15 protein-coding genes and 1 pseudogene are annotated in these 15151 nt (G+C 71.9%); 6 read left to right on the forward strand and 10 right to left on the reverse strand.

The window, feature by feature from the left end; translation table 11 throughout:
- Nucleotides 1-86: 86 nt before the first annotated feature.
- Nucleotides 87-437: a VOC family protein gene (locus tag ACIBK0_RS38905; protein ID WP_399090761.1), complete on the reverse strand. Its 351-nt coding sequence runs from the start codon at nt 435-437 to the stop codon at nt 87-89.
- Between the two features lie 340 nt (nt 438-777).
- On the opposite strand from ACIBK0_RS38905, the gene ACIBK0_RS38910 reads away from it, so the two are divergent.
- A complete protein-coding gene (locus ACIBK0_RS38910; protein ID WP_399090764.1) occupies nt 778-1995 on the forward strand; it encodes an MFS transporter in 1218 nt (405 codons plus the stop codon).
- Here the strand turns inward: ACIBK0_RS38910 and ACIBK0_RS38915 are convergent.
- The gene (locus ACIBK0_RS38915) at nt 1992-2591 is read right to left on the reverse strand and encodes a TetR/AcrR family transcriptional regulator (RefSeq protein WP_399090916.1); all 600 of its coding nucleotides are present in this window, start codon (nt 2589-2591) and stop codon (nt 1992-1994) included. The two genes, ACIBK0_RS38910 and ACIBK0_RS38915, sit on opposite strands and share 4 nt — an antisense overlap.
- A gap of 186 nt (nt 2592-2777) precedes the next feature.
- Between ACIBK0_RS38915 and ACIBK0_RS38920 the strand changes: the two genes are divergently transcribed.
- Nucleotides 2778-3722: an NAD(P)-dependent oxidoreductase gene (locus tag ACIBK0_RS38920; RefSeq protein WP_399090919.1), complete on the forward strand. Its 945-nt coding sequence runs from the start codon at nt 2778-2780 to the stop codon at nt 3720-3722.
- Here the strand turns inward: ACIBK0_RS38920 and ACIBK0_RS38925 are convergent.
- On the reverse strand, nt 3675-4115 hold the full coding sequence (locus tag ACIBK0_RS38925; protein ID WP_399090767.1) for a PPOX class F420-dependent oxidoreductase: 441 nt from the start codon (nt 4113-4115) through the stop codon (nt 3675-3677). The genes ACIBK0_RS38920 and ACIBK0_RS38925 overlap by 48 nt on opposite strands.
- A 75-nt stretch (nt 4116-4190) precedes the next feature.
- Here ACIBK0_RS38925 and ACIBK0_RS38930 point away from each other — a divergent pair, with 75 nt between their 5' ends.
- From ACIBK0_RS38930 to ACIBK0_RS38940, 3 genes are read left to right on the forward strand one after another with little or no spacing between them, the layout of a single operon-like run.
- On the forward strand, nt 4191-4769 hold the full coding sequence (locus ACIBK0_RS38930) for a TetR/AcrR family transcriptional regulator (protein WP_399090770.1): 579 nt from the start codon (nt 4191-4193) through the stop codon (nt 4767-4769).
- Complete coding sequence (locus ACIBK0_RS38935; protein ID WP_399090773.1) at nt 4766-6187, forward strand: MFS transporter; 1422 nt, start codon at nt 4766-4768, stop codon at nt 6185-6187. Before ACIBK0_RS38930 ends, ACIBK0_RS38935 begins: the two co-directional genes overlap by 4 nt.
- Before the next feature lie 31 nt (nt 6188-6218).
- The gene (locus ACIBK0_RS38940; RefSeq protein WP_399090776.1) at nt 6219-7445 is read left to right on the forward strand and encodes a serine hydrolase domain-containing protein; all 1227 of its coding nucleotides are present in this window, start codon (nt 6219-6221) and stop codon (nt 7443-7445) included.
- 9 nt (nt 7446-7454) lie between these two features.
- On the opposite strand, the gene ACIBK0_RS38945 is transcribed toward ACIBK0_RS38940, so the two are convergent.
- From ACIBK0_RS38945 to ribA, 3 genes are read right to left on the reverse strand one after another with little or no spacing between them, the layout of a single operon-like run.
- Nucleotides 7455-8627 carry an NAD(P)/FAD-dependent oxidoreductase gene (locus tag ACIBK0_RS38945; protein ID WP_399090779.1) on the reverse strand — a complete coding sequence of 391 codons (1173 nt, stop codon included), beginning with the start codon at nt 8625-8627 and terminating at the stop codon, nt 7455-7457.
- Nucleotides 8624-9637: an ornithine cyclodeaminase family protein gene (locus ACIBK0_RS38950; protein ID WP_399090782.1), complete on the reverse strand. Its 1014-nt coding sequence runs from the start codon at nt 9635-9637 to the stop codon at nt 8624-8626. Before ACIBK0_RS38950 ends, ACIBK0_RS38945 begins: the two co-directional genes overlap by 4 nt.
- Entirely contained in the window at nt 9634-10341 is a 708-nt protein-coding gene (gene ribA / locus ACIBK0_RS38955) for a GTP cyclohydrolase II (RefSeq protein ID WP_399090785.1), read from the reverse strand. The genes ACIBK0_RS38950 and ribA overlap by 4 nt, the downstream gene beginning before the upstream one ends.
- A 39-nt stretch (nt 10342-10380) precedes the next feature.
- Between ribA and ACIBK0_RS38960 the strand changes: the two genes are divergently transcribed.
- On the forward strand, nt 10381-11190 hold the full coding sequence (locus ACIBK0_RS38960; protein WP_399090922.1) for a creatininase family protein: 810 nt from the start codon (nt 10381-10383) through the stop codon (nt 11188-11190).
- A gap of 137 nt (nt 11191-11327) precedes the next feature.
- On the opposite strand, the pseudogene ACIBK0_RS38965 reads toward ACIBK0_RS38960, so the two are convergent.
- The 4 genes and pseudogenes from ACIBK0_RS38965 to ACIBK0_RS38980 all read right to left on the reverse strand — a co-directional run.
- Nucleotides 11328-12212, reverse strand: a pseudogene (locus ACIBK0_RS38965) (lysylphosphatidylglycerol synthase transmembrane domain-containing protein); the annotation flags it as partial.
- Nucleotides 12213-12559: 347 nt separating this feature from the next.
- Nucleotides 12560-13513 (reverse strand): class I SAM-dependent methyltransferase, encoded by a 954-nt coding sequence (locus ACIBK0_RS38970; protein WP_399090788.1) that lies wholly within the window; start codon nt 13511-13513, stop codon nt 12560-12562.
- Nucleotides 13510-14712 carry a glycosyltransferase family 4 protein gene (locus ACIBK0_RS38975; RefSeq protein ID WP_399090791.1) on the reverse strand — a complete coding sequence of 401 codons (1203 nt, stop codon included), beginning with the start codon at nt 14710-14712 and terminating at the stop codon, nt 13510-13512. The genes ACIBK0_RS38970 and ACIBK0_RS38975 overlap by 4 nt, the downstream gene beginning before the upstream one ends.
- The gene (locus tag ACIBK0_RS38980) at nt 14709-15107 is read right to left on the reverse strand and encodes a 6-pyruvoyl trahydropterin synthase family protein (RefSeq protein ID WP_399090794.1); all 399 of its coding nucleotides are present in this window, start codon (nt 15105-15107) and stop codon (nt 14709-14711) included. Before ACIBK0_RS38980 ends, ACIBK0_RS38975 begins: the two co-directional genes overlap by 4 nt.
- Nucleotides 15108-15151 lie beyond the last annotated feature (44 nt).

A 15151-nucleotide genomic window follows, 5' to 3' on the forward strand; every position in this document is an offset into this window, starting at 1 on the left:
ATGACCGCCCAAGTCCCCGACTGCACAGGGCTGTTCGGGGACTTGGGCATGCCGCAGCAGGCCACTGGTGACCGGGAGACGCCGGGCTAGAGGTCGTGCGCCCGGGGATGGCGCGGCTCGTAGAGACCGATCTCGCCGCCACCGGGCAGCCGGAAGCCCGTCACGCGCCCCCATCGGGCGTCCGTGAGGGGCCGGGTGAACTCGACCCCCTTCTCCTTGAGTTCGGCCGTCGTCGTCTCGACGTCGTCGCACATCAGCATCAGCTCGTGCGACGGCTCGCCCTCGGCCGGATGGAAGGCGAACTCGGCCGGCGGAGCCTTGAAGATGAGCCAGCCGTGCCCCGCGTCCACGTGGGCAAGACCCAGGACGTCCCGGAAGAAGACGCGGTCGGCCTCCGCGTCACGGGTGTAGATCACCACATGTGCCCCATTGATCACGCGCGGAGGCTAGTGGGACCGGAACCCGGAGGCAAGCGCGACGCGCCTCGGCCCGCCGGCCCAGCCCGGCGGTTCTCCCGACACCCGACCTGACGTCCTCCACCGCACTGCCTCGCCCGCCGGCCCAGCCCGGCGGTTCTCCCGACACCCGACCTGACGGCATCCGCCGCCCGGGACATCCACCGACCGTTCGACCGTCGTTGCCCCGACACATGAGTGCGGCCCGTGATGGCCGCCGACCGGACGGCATCCAGCATGCCCCCGCACTCCCCGCTTCCGGCGCTTGCGCACGCACGGCGGCTTGCACCTGACACCAGTGTCAGGCTTGACCATACGCGGCATGCGAAGCGAAACGACGACACAATCGGCCCTTCCGTACAGTCGAGTTGACGACGCCAAGCTCCCCCTCGGGGCCCTCCTCGCGCTGGCCACCGCCGTGTTCATCACCAGCCTGACCGAGACCCTGCCCGCGGGAGTGCTGCCCGCGATGAGCGCCGACCTCGGTGTCGGGGAGTCGGCCATGGGACAGTCGGTCACGATCTACGCGGTCGGGACCGCGCTCACGGCGATTCCCCTGTCGGCGGCCACGGCAGGCTGGAAGCGGGGGCGGCTGCTGATCACGGCGATGGCGGGGTTCGCCGCGGCCAACACGGTCACGGCGGCCTCGACGGCGTACCCCCTGACCATGGTGGCCCGGTTCGTCGCCGGGGTGGCCGCGGGTCTGGCCTGGGCGCTGCTGGCCGGGTACGCACGCCGTCTGGCGCCATCTCACTTGCAGGGCAAGGCGATCGCGATCGTCATGACCGGCATCCCGGTGGCGCTGTCACTGGGGGTGCCCGCGGGGACGTTCCTCGGGGATCTGCTGGGCTGGCGGGTGACGTTCTCCCTGATGACCGCGCTCTCCGTCGCGCTGATCGGATGGATCGCGACGATCGTTCCGGAGCAGCCGGGGCAGCGCCATGAAGGACGACCCCCGATGCTCCGGGCGCTGCGCGTACCGGGCGTCGTCCCGGTCCTGTTCGTGACGCTGGTCTTCGTGCTGGCCCACACGATCCTGTACACGTATATCGCCACGTTCCTCGGACACCTCGGCATGGGCGGCTCGACCGACCTCGTACTGCTGGTCTTCGGCGGCGCGTCGATGGTGAGCATCTGGATCGTGGGAACCCGCACCGACCGGCAGTTGCGCGCTCTCACCGTCGCGAGCACGCTGCTGGTCGCGGTGGCGGCCACCGTTCTGGCGCTCCTCGCGGACAGTTCCGCGCTCGTGTTCGTCGCGGTGGCGCTGTGGGGACTGGGCTGGGGCGGCGTGCCCACCCTGTTGCAGACGGCTGCCGCCGACGCGGGCGGCGGCGCGGCCGACGCCGCGCAGGCCATGCTCGTCGCCTTGTGGAACGCGGCGATGGCGGGCGGAGGCGTCACGGGTGGAGTACTGCTGGACCTCTTCGGTCCGGCGTCTCTTCCGTGGGCCGTCCTCGGTCTCCTGCTGCCGGTACCGGCTGTGGTGATCGCGGCCCGCGCGCACGGCTTTCCGAAGCGGCGCGGCAGCGCGGCCTAAGACCTGTTCGCCGCCCGCGCGCCGTCCAGCAGAGGGCCGAGCTCCTGCGCGACGGTCGTCAGGGCGCGTACGTCCCGCTCTGTTCTGGCGATGAGGAGCGCCCCCTCCAGAGCGCTGATCATGAGCGTGGCGAGCGGCTGGGCGCGCTCGGCCGGTACGCCCATGTCCGTCAGCGCCTCGGCGACCGGTCGGTTCCAGCGGGCGAACGCGGCGGCGGCCGCGGCCCGGGTGGACTCGGTGGTCTCCGCGCAGTCCACGGTCGCCGCCGCGACGGGGCAGCCCGAGGCGAATCCGACCGTCCGGAACTCCTCGGTCCACTGCCGCACCATCGCCGCGAAAAGACCGCTCGGCGTCGGCTCCGGCATCTCGGCGAGGAAGCGGGCGACGCGCTTGCCGGCGTAGCGGCCTGCCCAGTCCACGGCCTCGTTGACCAACTGCTCCTTGCCGCCCGGGAAGTAGTGCTGGAGCGAGCCGCGCGGCGCCCGCGCGTGCTCGGCGACCTCACGCATCCCCGTCGCAGTGACCCCGTCGCGCCGGATGAGCTGTGCCGCGCTGAACACCATCCGCTCGCGCGGCCCCCGCTCGGAAACCGTCATCATCGACCTCCCACCCGGACTGACGTACGCACACTACCCACTATGACCGTCGTCATAGACCTGGCTACTATGACGACGGTCATAGACGGCAACGGCGGTGGCCCGGCGGACACACCGGCCCCCCGGGTGGACAGCGGCCAGAGACGGCGGTGCATCGTGTTCGTGGGTTTCATCGGTCTCGGAGTCATGGGCGGGCCCATGGCGCTCAACCTCGCCCGGGCCGGCATCTCGCTCGTCGTCTGGAACCGCACCGCCACGAAGACCGAGCCCCTGCGCGCCGCCGGCGCCGAGGTGGCGACGCGTCCCGCCGAGGTCTTCGAGCGCGCCCGCGTCGTCTTCCTGATGCTGGCCGACGGGCCCGCGATCGACGCCGCTCTCGGACGCGGCACGGCGGACTTCGCCGCGTATGTCGCCGGGCACACCGTCGTCCACATGGGCACGACGTCTCCGGAGTACTCGCGCGAGCTGGAGGCCGACATCCGTGCGGCGGGCGGACGGTACGCCGAGGCCCCCGTCTCCGGTTCGCGGGTTCCGGCGGAAGCGGGACACCTCGTGGCGATGCTCGCCGGGGACCCCGCGACCGTCGGGGAAGTGCGCCCGCTGCTCGGACCCATGTGCCGGGAGACGTTCGGCTGCGGACCGGTGCCGAACGCCCTGATGATGAAGCTCTCGGTGAATCTGTTCCTGATCACACTGGTGACCGGCCTCACCGAGGCGTTCCACTTCGCCGACCGGCAGGGCCTGGACCGCCGGCTGTTCCTCGAGGTCCTGGACGCCGGTCCGATGGCCAGCCCCGTCTCCCGGATGAAGAGCCCGAAGCTGCGGGACCGCGACTTCGCCGTGCAGGCCGCGGCCCAGAACGTCCTGATGAACAACGAGTTGATCGCCGAGGCCGCCCGGCGGGCCGGCCTGGCCTCACCCCTGCTGGACGTCTGTCACGCCCTCTTCACGGAGACCGTGACGCTGGGACACGGCGGGGTCGACATGGTCGCGGTCCTCCATGCCATCGAGGCGCGCACGGACACCGGCACCGGCACCGACACCGACACCGACACCGACACCGACACCGACACCGACACCGACTCAGCGTCCCCGGGGAATGCCGTACGCCCGGTCCACGTGCAGCCGTAGGACGAGCCGGCGGTCGCGGACCATGGTGGCCCGGTAGTCGTCCCAGTCGGGGTGCTCGCCCAGGACGTCACGGTAGAGCCGGATCAGCTCCTCGACCGTCTCGTCGTGCGGGTCCTCGGCCACGGGTGTCAGCTCGGCCGTGCCCTCGGCGACCGTGTACGCCCAGCGGTCCTCGCTGGTCACGTGGTACGAGGCCCGCGGGTCCCGGCGCAGATTGCGGGTCTTGGCGCGGTCATCGGTGAGCGAGACCCGGACGATCCGCTCGTCGGGGTCGTAGGCGTGGCTGACGTTCGACAACTGGGGCCGCCCGTCCTTCTTGAGGGTGACGAGCACCCCGCCCTTGTACTCGGAGAGCAGCTTGAGCAGTGCGTCCTGCGTCGCGTCCTGAGTCATGTATCGACCAACCTCCGCAAGGCAGCCGCCATTCCCGCGTAGACACTGTCTACGAGCGGATGGTAGACAGTGTCTATGAGCGAATCGGAGAAGGGGCTGCGGGACCGGCTGGTCGAGGTCGGTGTCGACCTGGTGACCAGGGAGGGCGCACAGGTCCTGACCCTGCGGGAGATCGCCCGGCGCGCCGGTGTCTCGCACGGAGCACCGCGCCGCTATTTCCCGACCCACCTGGACCTGCTGTCGGCCATCGCACGCCGTGGCTTCGCCGACCTGGGCGCCCGCGCCGCGACGGCCATCGGCGACGGCGAGGCAGACCCTCGCGACCAGCTCGTCACGCTGGGGAGGGTCTACCTGGACTTCGCGCTCACCCAGCGCGGAATGTACGAGCTGATGTTCCGTCACGATCTGCTGGAGAGCGGACAACTGGGGCTGCGCGAGACGAGCCTTCCGCTGTTCGGTGTCCTCGTGGATCTGGTCGGCCGGGCGCGGCCCGAGGCCGATGCCCCGGTCGTCGCGGGCGCACTCTGGGCGAACCTGCACGGCATCGCCCAGCTCTGGGGCTGGGGCAGCCTCCAACTGGCCACGGGAGCCGACGACTTCACACCCCTGTTGCTGGCCGCACTGGACGCGCATCTCGGGACGGAGAAGCGGTGAAGTCACCCGGCTCGGCGGTCCATCGCCGGCTCACCCTGGCGAGCAGCGTGCTCGGTGCCGTGATCGTGGCACTGGACGGAACCGTGCTCATCGTCGCGCAGCCCACGCTGCAACGCGATCTGCACGCCTCGTTCGCAGAGGTCCAGTGGACGAGCACCGGCTATCTCATCGCGGTGGCCGGCCTGTTGGTGTTCGCGGGCCGGCTCGGGGACCGGTACGGCCATCAAGTGGTCTTCGCCGTGGGCATTCTGGGCTTCGGCGCCACATCGGCGGGGATCGGTCTCGCGCCCGGCATCGGCTGGGTGATCGCGCTGCGCGTCGCGCAGGGCGTGTTCGGCGCACTGCTGCAACCGGCCACGCTCGGGATGCTGCGCGCCGCGTACCCTCCCGATCGGCTCGGGATGCCCATCGCACTGCGCACGAGCGCCATCGGTCTCGCGGCCGCGGCCGGTCCGCTGGTCGTCGGCGCGCTGGTCACCCATCTCGGGTGGCGGGCGGTCTTCTTCCTCAACGTGGTGCCCGCACTCGTGATGGGGGCACTGGCGCTCGCCGTCCGTGGTCCGGCCCGGGACAGGGCCCCGGCGGCCGGCAGGCTCGACCTGCCCGGCGCCTGCCTGCTCGCGGTGGCCCTGGTCGGCCTGGTGCAGACGCTGGTCGAGATACCGGAGGCGGGCTGGACCGCGGCAACCGTGCTCGGGCTGGTCGTCGTCGCCGCCGCGGGAGCCGCGTTCGTACGCCATGAACGCCGCACCGCGAGCCCGCTGGTCCCGTCCGATGTCCTCGGCTCGGCAGCCATCGGCGCGGCTCTGGGCATTCTGGTGGCCGCGTCGGCGTCGATGCTGGGCGCACTGTTCGTCGGCAGCTACTTCCTCCAGGAGACCCTGGGCCTGGACCCGTTGCAGACCAGCCTGCGGGCACTGCCCGCGGCCGTGATGATGGTGCTCGGCGCTCCCCTCTCCGCCGTACTCCTGCGCAGGTTCGGCGCGCGCCGGACGACCGTGGCGGGCGTGGGCGTCCTCACGCTGGGCGTCATTGTGTTGTCCCGGATCGACGAGGCGTCGACCGCGGTGCCGATCGGCACCGGCTTCCTGCTGCTGGGCGCCGGCTTCGCCACGGTGATGGTCACCGCGACGGCGGTCGTCGTACGGCACGCCTCGGCGGAGTCGGCGGGCGTGGCGGGCGTGGCGGGCGGACTCCAGCAGACGGCGATGAACGTCGGGCCCACGCTGGGCGTCGCGACGGCGGCGACGCTGATGACGCTCACGAGCGGTGTCGCGATGGGTCCCCCGCTGACGGCGCTCGCGGCGGTGTCCGCGATCGGTGTGCCGCTCGCCCTCAGACTTCCCGGGCGCGCGGGTGTCGTGACCGCCGATCAAGGTCTCCCGGGGGACGCTTCACCCCTCCGTACGAGACCATGAGGATAGGAGCGCCGCAGCCCGAAGGAGACTCATGGGAGACCTGCGACAGGAGGTCGAGCCGCGCGAGGCCGGCCTCGATCCGAAGGCGCTGGCCCGCCTCGACCAGCACTTCGCCCACTTGGTGGACGACGGCCGGCTGCCCGGCTACCTCGTGTCCGTGGCCCGGCACGGCCGTGTCGCGCACCTCACCACATACGGCTGCCGTGACCGCGCGGCCCGGCTCCCCGTGGAGAGCGACACCTTGTGGCGCATCTACTCCATGACCAAGCCGGTCACCTCGGTCGCCGCGCTGATGCTCCTCGAAGAGGGGCGCCTCCGACTCGACGACCCCGTGGCCGACTTCCTTCCCGCCTTCGCCGACCCGCGGGTCTACGTCAGCGGATCCGGCCCCGATCCGACGACCCGCCCGGCCGGACAACCGATCCTGCTCCGCCACTTGTTGACGCACACCGCGGGCCTGACCTTCGGCTTCTACCACTCCCACCCCGTCGACGCGCTCTACCGGGACGCCGGTATGGAGTCGTCGGTGCCGCCGGGCGCGAACCTGGCCGAGGCCATCGACGTGTACGCCTCCCTACCGCTCCAGTTCGAGCCGGGCAGCCGGTGGAACTATTCGGTCGCCACCAATGTCCTCGGTCGTGTCATCGAGGTGGTGTCCGGCCGGGATCTCGACGACTTCCTCCGCGAGCGGATCTTCGCCCCGCTGGGGATGGCGGACGCCGGGTTCTGTGTCACCGACGAGCAGGCCGGCCGGCTCGCCGAGCTGTACGGGGAGGACGACAAGGGCGGGATCACCCCGATCGCCGGGCTCCCACTGCACGGCCGCCCCCGCTTCCTGTCCGGCAGCGGCGGCATGGTGGCCACCGCCCACGACTACCACCGCTTCACGGACATGCTCCGCCGCCGCGGCGAACTCGACGGAACCCGCCTGCTGACCCCCGAGACCGTCGACACGATGGTCTCCAACCACCTCCCGGGCAACGCCGACCGCCGCACCTTCGGCACCCCCGTCCACCAGGAACCCGGCAACGCGGGCCTCGGCTTCGGCCTCGGCGTCTCGGTCGTGGTGGACCCGGGCATCACCCGGTCCCCCGCCGGCGAGGGCGCGTTCGGCTGGAGCGGAGTGGCCAGTACGACGTTCTGGGTGGACCCGCGCCGCGACCTGACCGTGCAGTTCTTCACCCAGGTCCGCCCGACGACATCCAACTCGCTCTTTCCCGAACTCAAGCGGCTCGTGCACGAGGCGGTGTTCGACTGACCCGGCGGGTCACACAAGGTTGACCTCAGGGCGCGGGGCGTCGGCGGCGAAGCGGTCCGCGCTCAGGGGGCCGATGTCGACGAAGGGGGCGCGGCCCAGGTACAGATCGCGGACGACCTCGCCGACGGCGGGACCCTGTAGGAACCCGTGGCCCGAGAAACCGGTCGCGTACAGGAAGCGCGAGCACGAACTCGCCTCGCCGATCAGCGCGTTGTGGTCCGGGGTGATCTCGTACAGGCCCGCCCAGCCGCCCGTCCTGCGCAGGTCGAGCAGGGCGGGAGCGCGCCGCTCCATCGCCGCGGAGAGGTGCGGGATCCAGCGGTCGTGCGTCTGCGTGGAGAAGCCCGGGGTCTCGTCGGGGTCGGACATACCGAGGAGGAGACCGGGTCCCTCGCGGTGGAAGTAGAGACTGGTCGTGAAGTCGATGGTCATGGGGAGGTCGGGCGGCATTCCCTGGACGGGTTCGGTGACGGCGACCTGGCGGCGCAGCGGCTGCACCGGGAGGTCCACGCCGGCCATCGCGCCGACGGCCCTCGACCAGGCGCCCGCCGCACAGACGACCGTGTCGGTGGCGATCCGGCCCCGGTCGGTGACCACGGCCGTGATGGTGTCGCCGTGTGTCTCGATGCCGGTGACCTCGCAGTGCCGCAGCACCGTCGCGCCATGACGCCGCGCCCCGGCCGCGTAGCCCTGGACCACGGACTCGGGCGTGCAGTGTCCGTCGTCCGGCGAGAAGGCCGCGGCCAGCAGCCCGTCGGTGATGATCAGCGGTGACAGTCGGCGCGCCTCGGCCGGGTCGATCATGCGGCTGGGTACCCCGAGCGCGTTCTGCAGCCGCACCCCGGCCTCGAACGCGGCGACCTCCTCGGGCGTGGAGAGCAGGAACAGGTAGCCGACCCGGTGCAGCCCGATGTCCTGGCCCGGTTCCTCGCCGAATCGGGCGAACGCCTCCAGACTGCGGGCGCCGAGCTGGATGTTGAGCTCGTCGGAGAACTGCGCCCGGACCCCGCCCGCCGCTCGCGAGGTCGACCCGGAGGCGAGTTCGTCGCGCTCCACGAGCACCACGTCGCGCACCCCGGCGCGGGCCAGGTGGTAGGCGATGCTCGTGCCCATCACGCCGCCGCCGATGACGACGACCCGCGCGGTCCTGTCCACCGGCGCGTCCGTCCGGCTCGGGTTCATCGGTGTGCCCCTCGCGCCCGGGCCGCGTCGATCACGGCCCAGGCCGCGGCGGCGTCCTGGATCCCGAGACCGACGCTGTTGTAGAAGACGATGTCGTCGGGGCGCGTACGAGCCGTGTGCCGGCCGGTGAGCACGCCGCCGAGCGGGATCAGGTCCTCTCGGGCGAGCCGCCCGTCTCGCAGGGCGTCGACCACCGGCCCGGCGTGCTCCGCCGCGGTCTTCGGATCGTCGACGACCACCACGGCGGCCCGCCGTACCACCTCCCCGTCGACCTCGCTGCGCGTGGGCTCGAAGGAGCCGACGCTGACGACCGTGCAGCCCGCCGCCAGCCACTCGCCACGCACCACGGGCGTGGGGCTGAGGGTGCAGGCCGCGACCATCGGAAGGCCGACCACGGCTTCCTCGGCCGTGTCGACGGCCTTGGCGGCGACGCCGAGTTCGGCGGCGAGGCGCTGCGCCGCGTGCGCCCGTCGTCCCGGGTTCGGGCTCCACACCCGTACGGATCTCAGTTCCCGGACACGGGCCACCGCCCGCGCGTGGGCGAGGGCCTGGGTGCCGGAGCCGAGGAGACCGAGTTCGGTGCTGTCGGCGGTGGCCAGCGCGTCGAAGGCGACGGCGCTCGCCGCGGCCGTGCGCAGGGTCGTCACCGCGGTGCCGTCCATGACGGCGGCGAGCTGCCCGGTGACCGGGTCCAGCGCGTTGATCACCGCGTGAATGGTGGGCCGCCCGGCCGCCGCGTTGCCCGGATTGACGCTGCCGATCTTGGCGACCGCCCCGGTGTCCGCGGACAGCCGCGCCAGATACGCGAAGACGACGCTGTCGTCGAAGCGGCTGGGGTGCATGATCTTCCCCGGGAGCTCCGCGGTGCCGTCACCGAGCGCGGTGAAGGCCGCCCGCTGCGAGGCGATCGCCGCGTCGGTGTCCAGCAGCTCCCCGACCTGCTCACCCGAGAGGTACAGCGGGCCGACGGCGTCTTCGCCGGGTCCCTCGCATACGTAGTCTTCGGTCACTCCTCAGTGATAACCGTCTTCGACGATCCGCAAAAGATCGCCTGCGCCCAATCGCCGCCGTCCAGGTGGGGCAGGTAGTGGTCCAGGCGCTCCCGCTTGGTCAGCAGATAGCTGAGGTTCTCCTCGCACGGCGGGATCAGCAGCGGCACCTGCTCGGCGACCTTGATGCCGTTGCGCAGCAGCGACTCCCGCTTGCGCGGGTTGTTCGACAGCAGCCGTACGGACCGTACGCCGAGGTCGTGCAGAATCTCCGCCGCCACTCCGTAGTCACGGGCGTCCACCGGGAGGCCCTGGGCCAGGTTCGCTTCGACGGTGTCCAGGCCTTCCGCCTGGAGCTTCATCGCGCGCAGCTTGGCGAGCAGGCCGATGCCCCGGCCCTCGTGGCCCCGAAGGTAGACGAGGATGCCTCGGCCCTCGGCGACGATGGCGCGCAGTGCGGCGGCGAGTTGGGGGCCGCACTCGCAGTGCGTGGACCCGAAGGCGTCTCCGGTCAGGCATTCCGAATGGAGCCGGGTGAGCACGTCGCCTTCCGCAATGGCGTCCAAGTCCCCGTACACCAGGGCCACTTGTTCCTCGCCCCGATCGTGGTCGAGGTAGCCGACGGCGTGGAAATTGCCGTACTTGGTGGGCAGGGGGGCAATCACGACTCGTTCGACACCTGTGTGGTGGGCATTCCCGCCGAGTACGCCAAAGTTATCTGTCATGATCTGGTTCCTAAGCAGAGTCGAAAGGGCCGTGAAAACATGAGTAGTTCGGGAACGCGCTCGACGGTATCCGGTCTGTTGCCGTTGGACACCACGGAGGATGTACGGGAGCGGGGGGCCGATGTCGCCCGTCAGGTCGCCGTCCTTCCCGTCGGCAGCTTCGAACAGCACGGTCCGTTCCTGCCTTTGGCGACCGACACGCTCGTCGCGTGCGCCATCGCGCGGGAGGTTGCCGCCGCCTATCCGGTCCATCTCCTTCCTCCGGTGACGATCTCCTGCTCGCACGAGCACGCGGGCTGGCCGGGGACGGTCAGCATTTCCGCCGTCACGCTTCACGCGGTGGTACGGGACATCGCCGACTCGTTGCGCGCCTCGGGCGTCGACACCCTGGTGCTGGTCAACGGGCACGGCGGAAATTACGTACTGGGCAATGTGGTTCAGGAATCCGTCGGCAGCGGTACCCGTATGGCGCTTTTCCCGGCCATGGAGGACTGGGAAGCGGCGCGTGAACGAGCCGGTGTACAGACCTCGTTGCTCAGTGACATGCATGCGGGAGAAATCGAGACCTCCATTCTTCTGCATGCCCATCCGGAATTGGTCAAAGCCGGTTACGAGACCTCCGATTTCCTTGCCGACGACCGGCGGCATCTGCTCACCCTCGGCATGTCCGGCTATACCGAGTCCGGTGTCATCGGCCGTCCCTCGATGGCTGCCGCCGAGAAGGGGAAGGAGCTGCTGGCGGCGCTGACCGATTCCTTCGGGGCGTATTTCTCCCTGGTGACGGCCGAGACGCTGCCTTCGCAAGCCTCGGATGCGGGAACCTCGCCGGTCGTTGATCGTCGGCATTGATCGTGCCCTCCTGCGCTCTCCTCGCGAGGGCGCCGGAGCGCCGCGCACCACCGGACGACCAGGACAACGGCGCCGGGCAGGCTCGCCGCGAAGCTGAGCACTCCGTAGACCACGGCGACGGTCAGGCCCATGCTCGCGCCGAGCCCCGCGGCGCCGAACGCCCAGGCGGTGACGCCCTCCCTGGGGCCCCAGCCGCCGACGTTCAGCGGCAGCCCCATGGCGAGCAGGGCCAGCAGCGCCAGCGGCATCAACTGGGCGGCGGACGCGGTGGATCCGGCGACCCGGGCGGCGAGCACGAACATGGCCAGGTGGCCGGCCAGCACCAGCGCCGACGAGAGCAGCACGCCGGGCCAGCTGCCACGGGCGAGCAGCGCGCCCCGCGCCTCGGTGAGCGCGGCGCGCACGGCTCCGTACCGCTGGGAGCGGCCGGGCGACCGGCCCCTGCGCACGGCGCCCACGGTCACGACTCCGCACACCGAAACGCTCGCCAGGATCACCGCGAGCTGCCGGGTGTCGGCGAGCACCGGCGACGGCTGCGTGAGCAGCACGGTCGCGCCGACGGCCACCAACACGGCCTGCCCCGCGGTCCGTTCGAGCACCACCGCGCGCACTCCACGCCCCATGTCCCCGGCGCTCTGTCCGTGCCGTACGGCGCGGTGCACATCGCCGAGCACCCCGCCGGGCAGCGCCGCGTTCAGGAACAGCGCCCGGTAGTAGTCCGCGACGGCCGACCCCAACGGCAGCCGGATGTGCAGCCCACGGGCCACCAGGCTCCACCGCCACGCGCTCAGCACCGTGGTGAGCAGCCCGAGCCCGAGCGCCGCCAGCAGCGTCACACCGTCGATCCGCCGCAGCCCGTCCAGAAAGACCCCGGTGCCGAGCCGCCAGAGCAGCACCCCGAGGATGACGACACCGGCGGCGGTGCCGAGGTGCGTACGGATCTTGCGCGAGCCGAGCCGAGCCCGCAGGCCTGCGGCGGTCCGAGTTCGGGCCGGGGCCGCCTCGCTGTCGCCGACGCCCATCGCGGCCGCCGTGCTCCGGGCCCGGAGCTGGGCCGCCGCACCGCGAGTGGGAGCCTGGTCTGCCGCGCCCCGGACAGGGGTCGAACCCACTCCGCTGAGGCTGGCGGCCGACTCCGCCCCGCCCTCGGCCCGGACCGGCTCCGCCGCACCGCGCGCGGCATCCTGGCCCACCGTGCAGCGTGCCGGGGTCAGTTCGGCTTCGCCGCGGTTCCTGACGGCGGCCGCCTGGCCGAGGGTGTGGATCACGCCCGGCCGGGCACCGTTCCCGCGGGCCGGGACCGCGCTCGCGTCCTTCGTGCGTGTACGGACGGCGCTCGCGTCCACCTCCACCGCTTCCGCCCCCGCGCTCACGCGGCATCACCTGTCGCCCCGGGCAGCGCCAGCAGATCGCTGTGGTGGACCACCGCCCGCAACTCGCCCGCGGCGCACGCCGTCAGACGGGAGCGCAGATACGTCTCCGCACGCGCTGCGAGGTCGGGCCGGTGCTCGCAGGCCGCGCCGACCCAGCCGCGCAGCCACTCCTCGATGAGCGCGGCGTCGTCGGGGCCGAGCCGCCAGGGGCTCGGATGCACCCGTACGGTCGCGCCGTATCGGCCGAAGGCCTCGCAGGCCACCGTGATGGCGTCGGGGCCGAGCAGCTCGCCGCGCCGCTGGTGGGCGTTGAACGCCTCGGCGAACTCGGCGTCGAGCGGGTCGGCCGGCGCGAGTTCGATCCGCCCCACGACGGACAGCGTCAGCAGCGCCGGGACCCCGGCGCCGGCGCAGGCCGCCGCGAGCCGGTCGATCTCCTCGCCGGTGAGCACGTCGAGCAGCGCGGAGGCGGTCACCAGCGAGGCCCCGGCCAGGGCGTCGGCGGTCAGCCGGCCGATGTCGCCGCGCTGCGTGGTGACCGTGACAGGGCTGCCGTCGGCGGCCGCCCGGGGCGCCCCCACCGTCGCGAAGTGCAGCAGATACGGGTCCCGGTCGTGCAGGATCCAGTGCTGGGCACCGTCCAGACGAGGCGCGAGCCAGCGGCCCATGGAGCCGGTTCCGCAGCCGAGATCGTGAATCACCAGGTCGCCGCCGCGCCGCGGCCGGTTCGTCAGCCGGATGCGCAACGGGTCGAGCAGTTCGGGCGCCCGCGCGTCGGCGTCGGCGCCCTCCCGCAACTGGAGCCACTGGGGGGCGTAGCGAGGCACGTCGTCGGCCTCGGCCGCACCGACTCGCTGACCAGGCACACCAGTCCTCGCAATCTTCCCGGAGCCGCCGGGCACCGCCGGACCGTGTCCGGGTACCCCCGCAGGAGTCGTAGCCGTACTCACGCCGCCCTCCGAGGTTCCCGGGGCAGTCGGCCCAGCACGCCGGCCAGGCTGCGGGCCGTCGTGGCCCAGCCGTCCAGTGCGGCGCGGCGGCCCCGCGCCGCCGCCTTGAGGCGGCGGCGTACATCGGCCTCGCCGAACCAGCCGCGCAGCTCCGCGGCCAGGGCCGCCGGATCCTCCGGTGGTACGAGGATGCCGGGCACCCCGCCGTCGGGTGCCCGCCCGACCGCCTCGGGAAGGCCGCCGACGTCCGTCGCCAGGACGGGGATCCCGCGCGCGAGGGCCTCGGTGACGGCCATGCCGTACGTCTCGGCGTAGGAAGTGAGGACCATGAGGTCCGCCGCGGCGTAGCTCGCGTCGAGTTCGGCGCCGGCCTGCGGTCCGGCGAGGTGCAGACGGTCGCCGAGGCCGTGCTTCTCGATCAGGGCGCGCAGCCCGGCGACGTACGCCGGATCCTGGCCGAGTCCGCCGACGCAGACGCAGCTCCAGGGGAGGTCGGTGACGGTCGCGAGGGCCTCGACCAGCCGGTGCTGTCCCTTGCGTGGGGTGACCGCGGCGACGCACAGCAGTCGCGAGACGCCGTCGGTGCCGGAGGCGAGCGGCGCGATGTCGGCGCCGGGCGCGGCGACATGGACGCGGTCGGGGGCGAGCCCGTGGTGGGCGACGAGCCGGCGGACCGCCCAGTCGCTGGTGGCGACGATGGCCGACACGGCCCGCAGCGTCGTACGTTCACGGGCGTCCAGGTCGGCGGCCACGGTGGGTGCGAGTCCCGTCTCGTCGCCGAGCGGCAGATGTACCAGGACGGCGAGGCACAGCCGTTCGGCCTCGGGGACGATGATCTCGGGGACGCCGCAGGCGACGAGTCCGTCGAGCAGGACGACGGTGCCGTCCGGCAAGTCACGGAGCGTACGGGCCAGTTCCGTACGGGCGGCGGATCCGGGGCTGGGCCAGCTGCCCGCGACGGCGTGCCGGTGGACCTGCCAGCCGAAGCCGGGCAGGTCCAGGCAGAGTCGCCGGTCGTAGGCGTTGCCGCCGCTCGGCGCGGCCGGGTCGTCGACGCCGCCCGGCATCACGAAGTGCACGGAGCGCAGGGACATGGGGATGATCTCGGCGTTCTTGAGGGCCTCGTTCTGTACGGGCACGTAATTCAGGGAGGGGTGGCCCCTGTTCAGGGACGCCTGGTCCAGGGTCGTGTCGGTCACAGCGCACGCTCGTAACTCGCCCAGGCGATGTGCGACTCGTGCAGCGTGACCGTGATGCCGGACAGGCCGTGGGCGCCTTCACCGAGTGCCCCGGCGTGGACACGGTCGGCGAGTCGGTCGGCGATGACCTTGGCCAGGAACTCGGTCGAGGTGTTGGTGTCCTTGAAGTCCGACTCGTTGTCGAGATTGCGGTAGTTCAACTCGCTCACGACGGCGCCGAGTTCCTGGGTGGCCAGACCGATGTCGACGACGATGTTGTCGTCGTCCAGCTCGGTGCGCCGGAAGGTGGCGTCCACCAGGAACGTCGCCCCGTGCAGGCGCTGCGCGGGGCCGAAGACCTCGCCACGGAAGCTGTGGGCGATCATCAGGTGATCGCGGACGGTGATGCTGAACAACGGACGACCCTCCAGGTGCGGCGCGTCTGATCCCCTGCCGGGGC

The organism is Streptomyces sp. NPDC050564, from assembly GCF_044457265.1.
GTDB lineage: Bacteria > Actinomycetota > Actinomycetes > Streptomycetales > Streptomycetaceae > Streptomyces.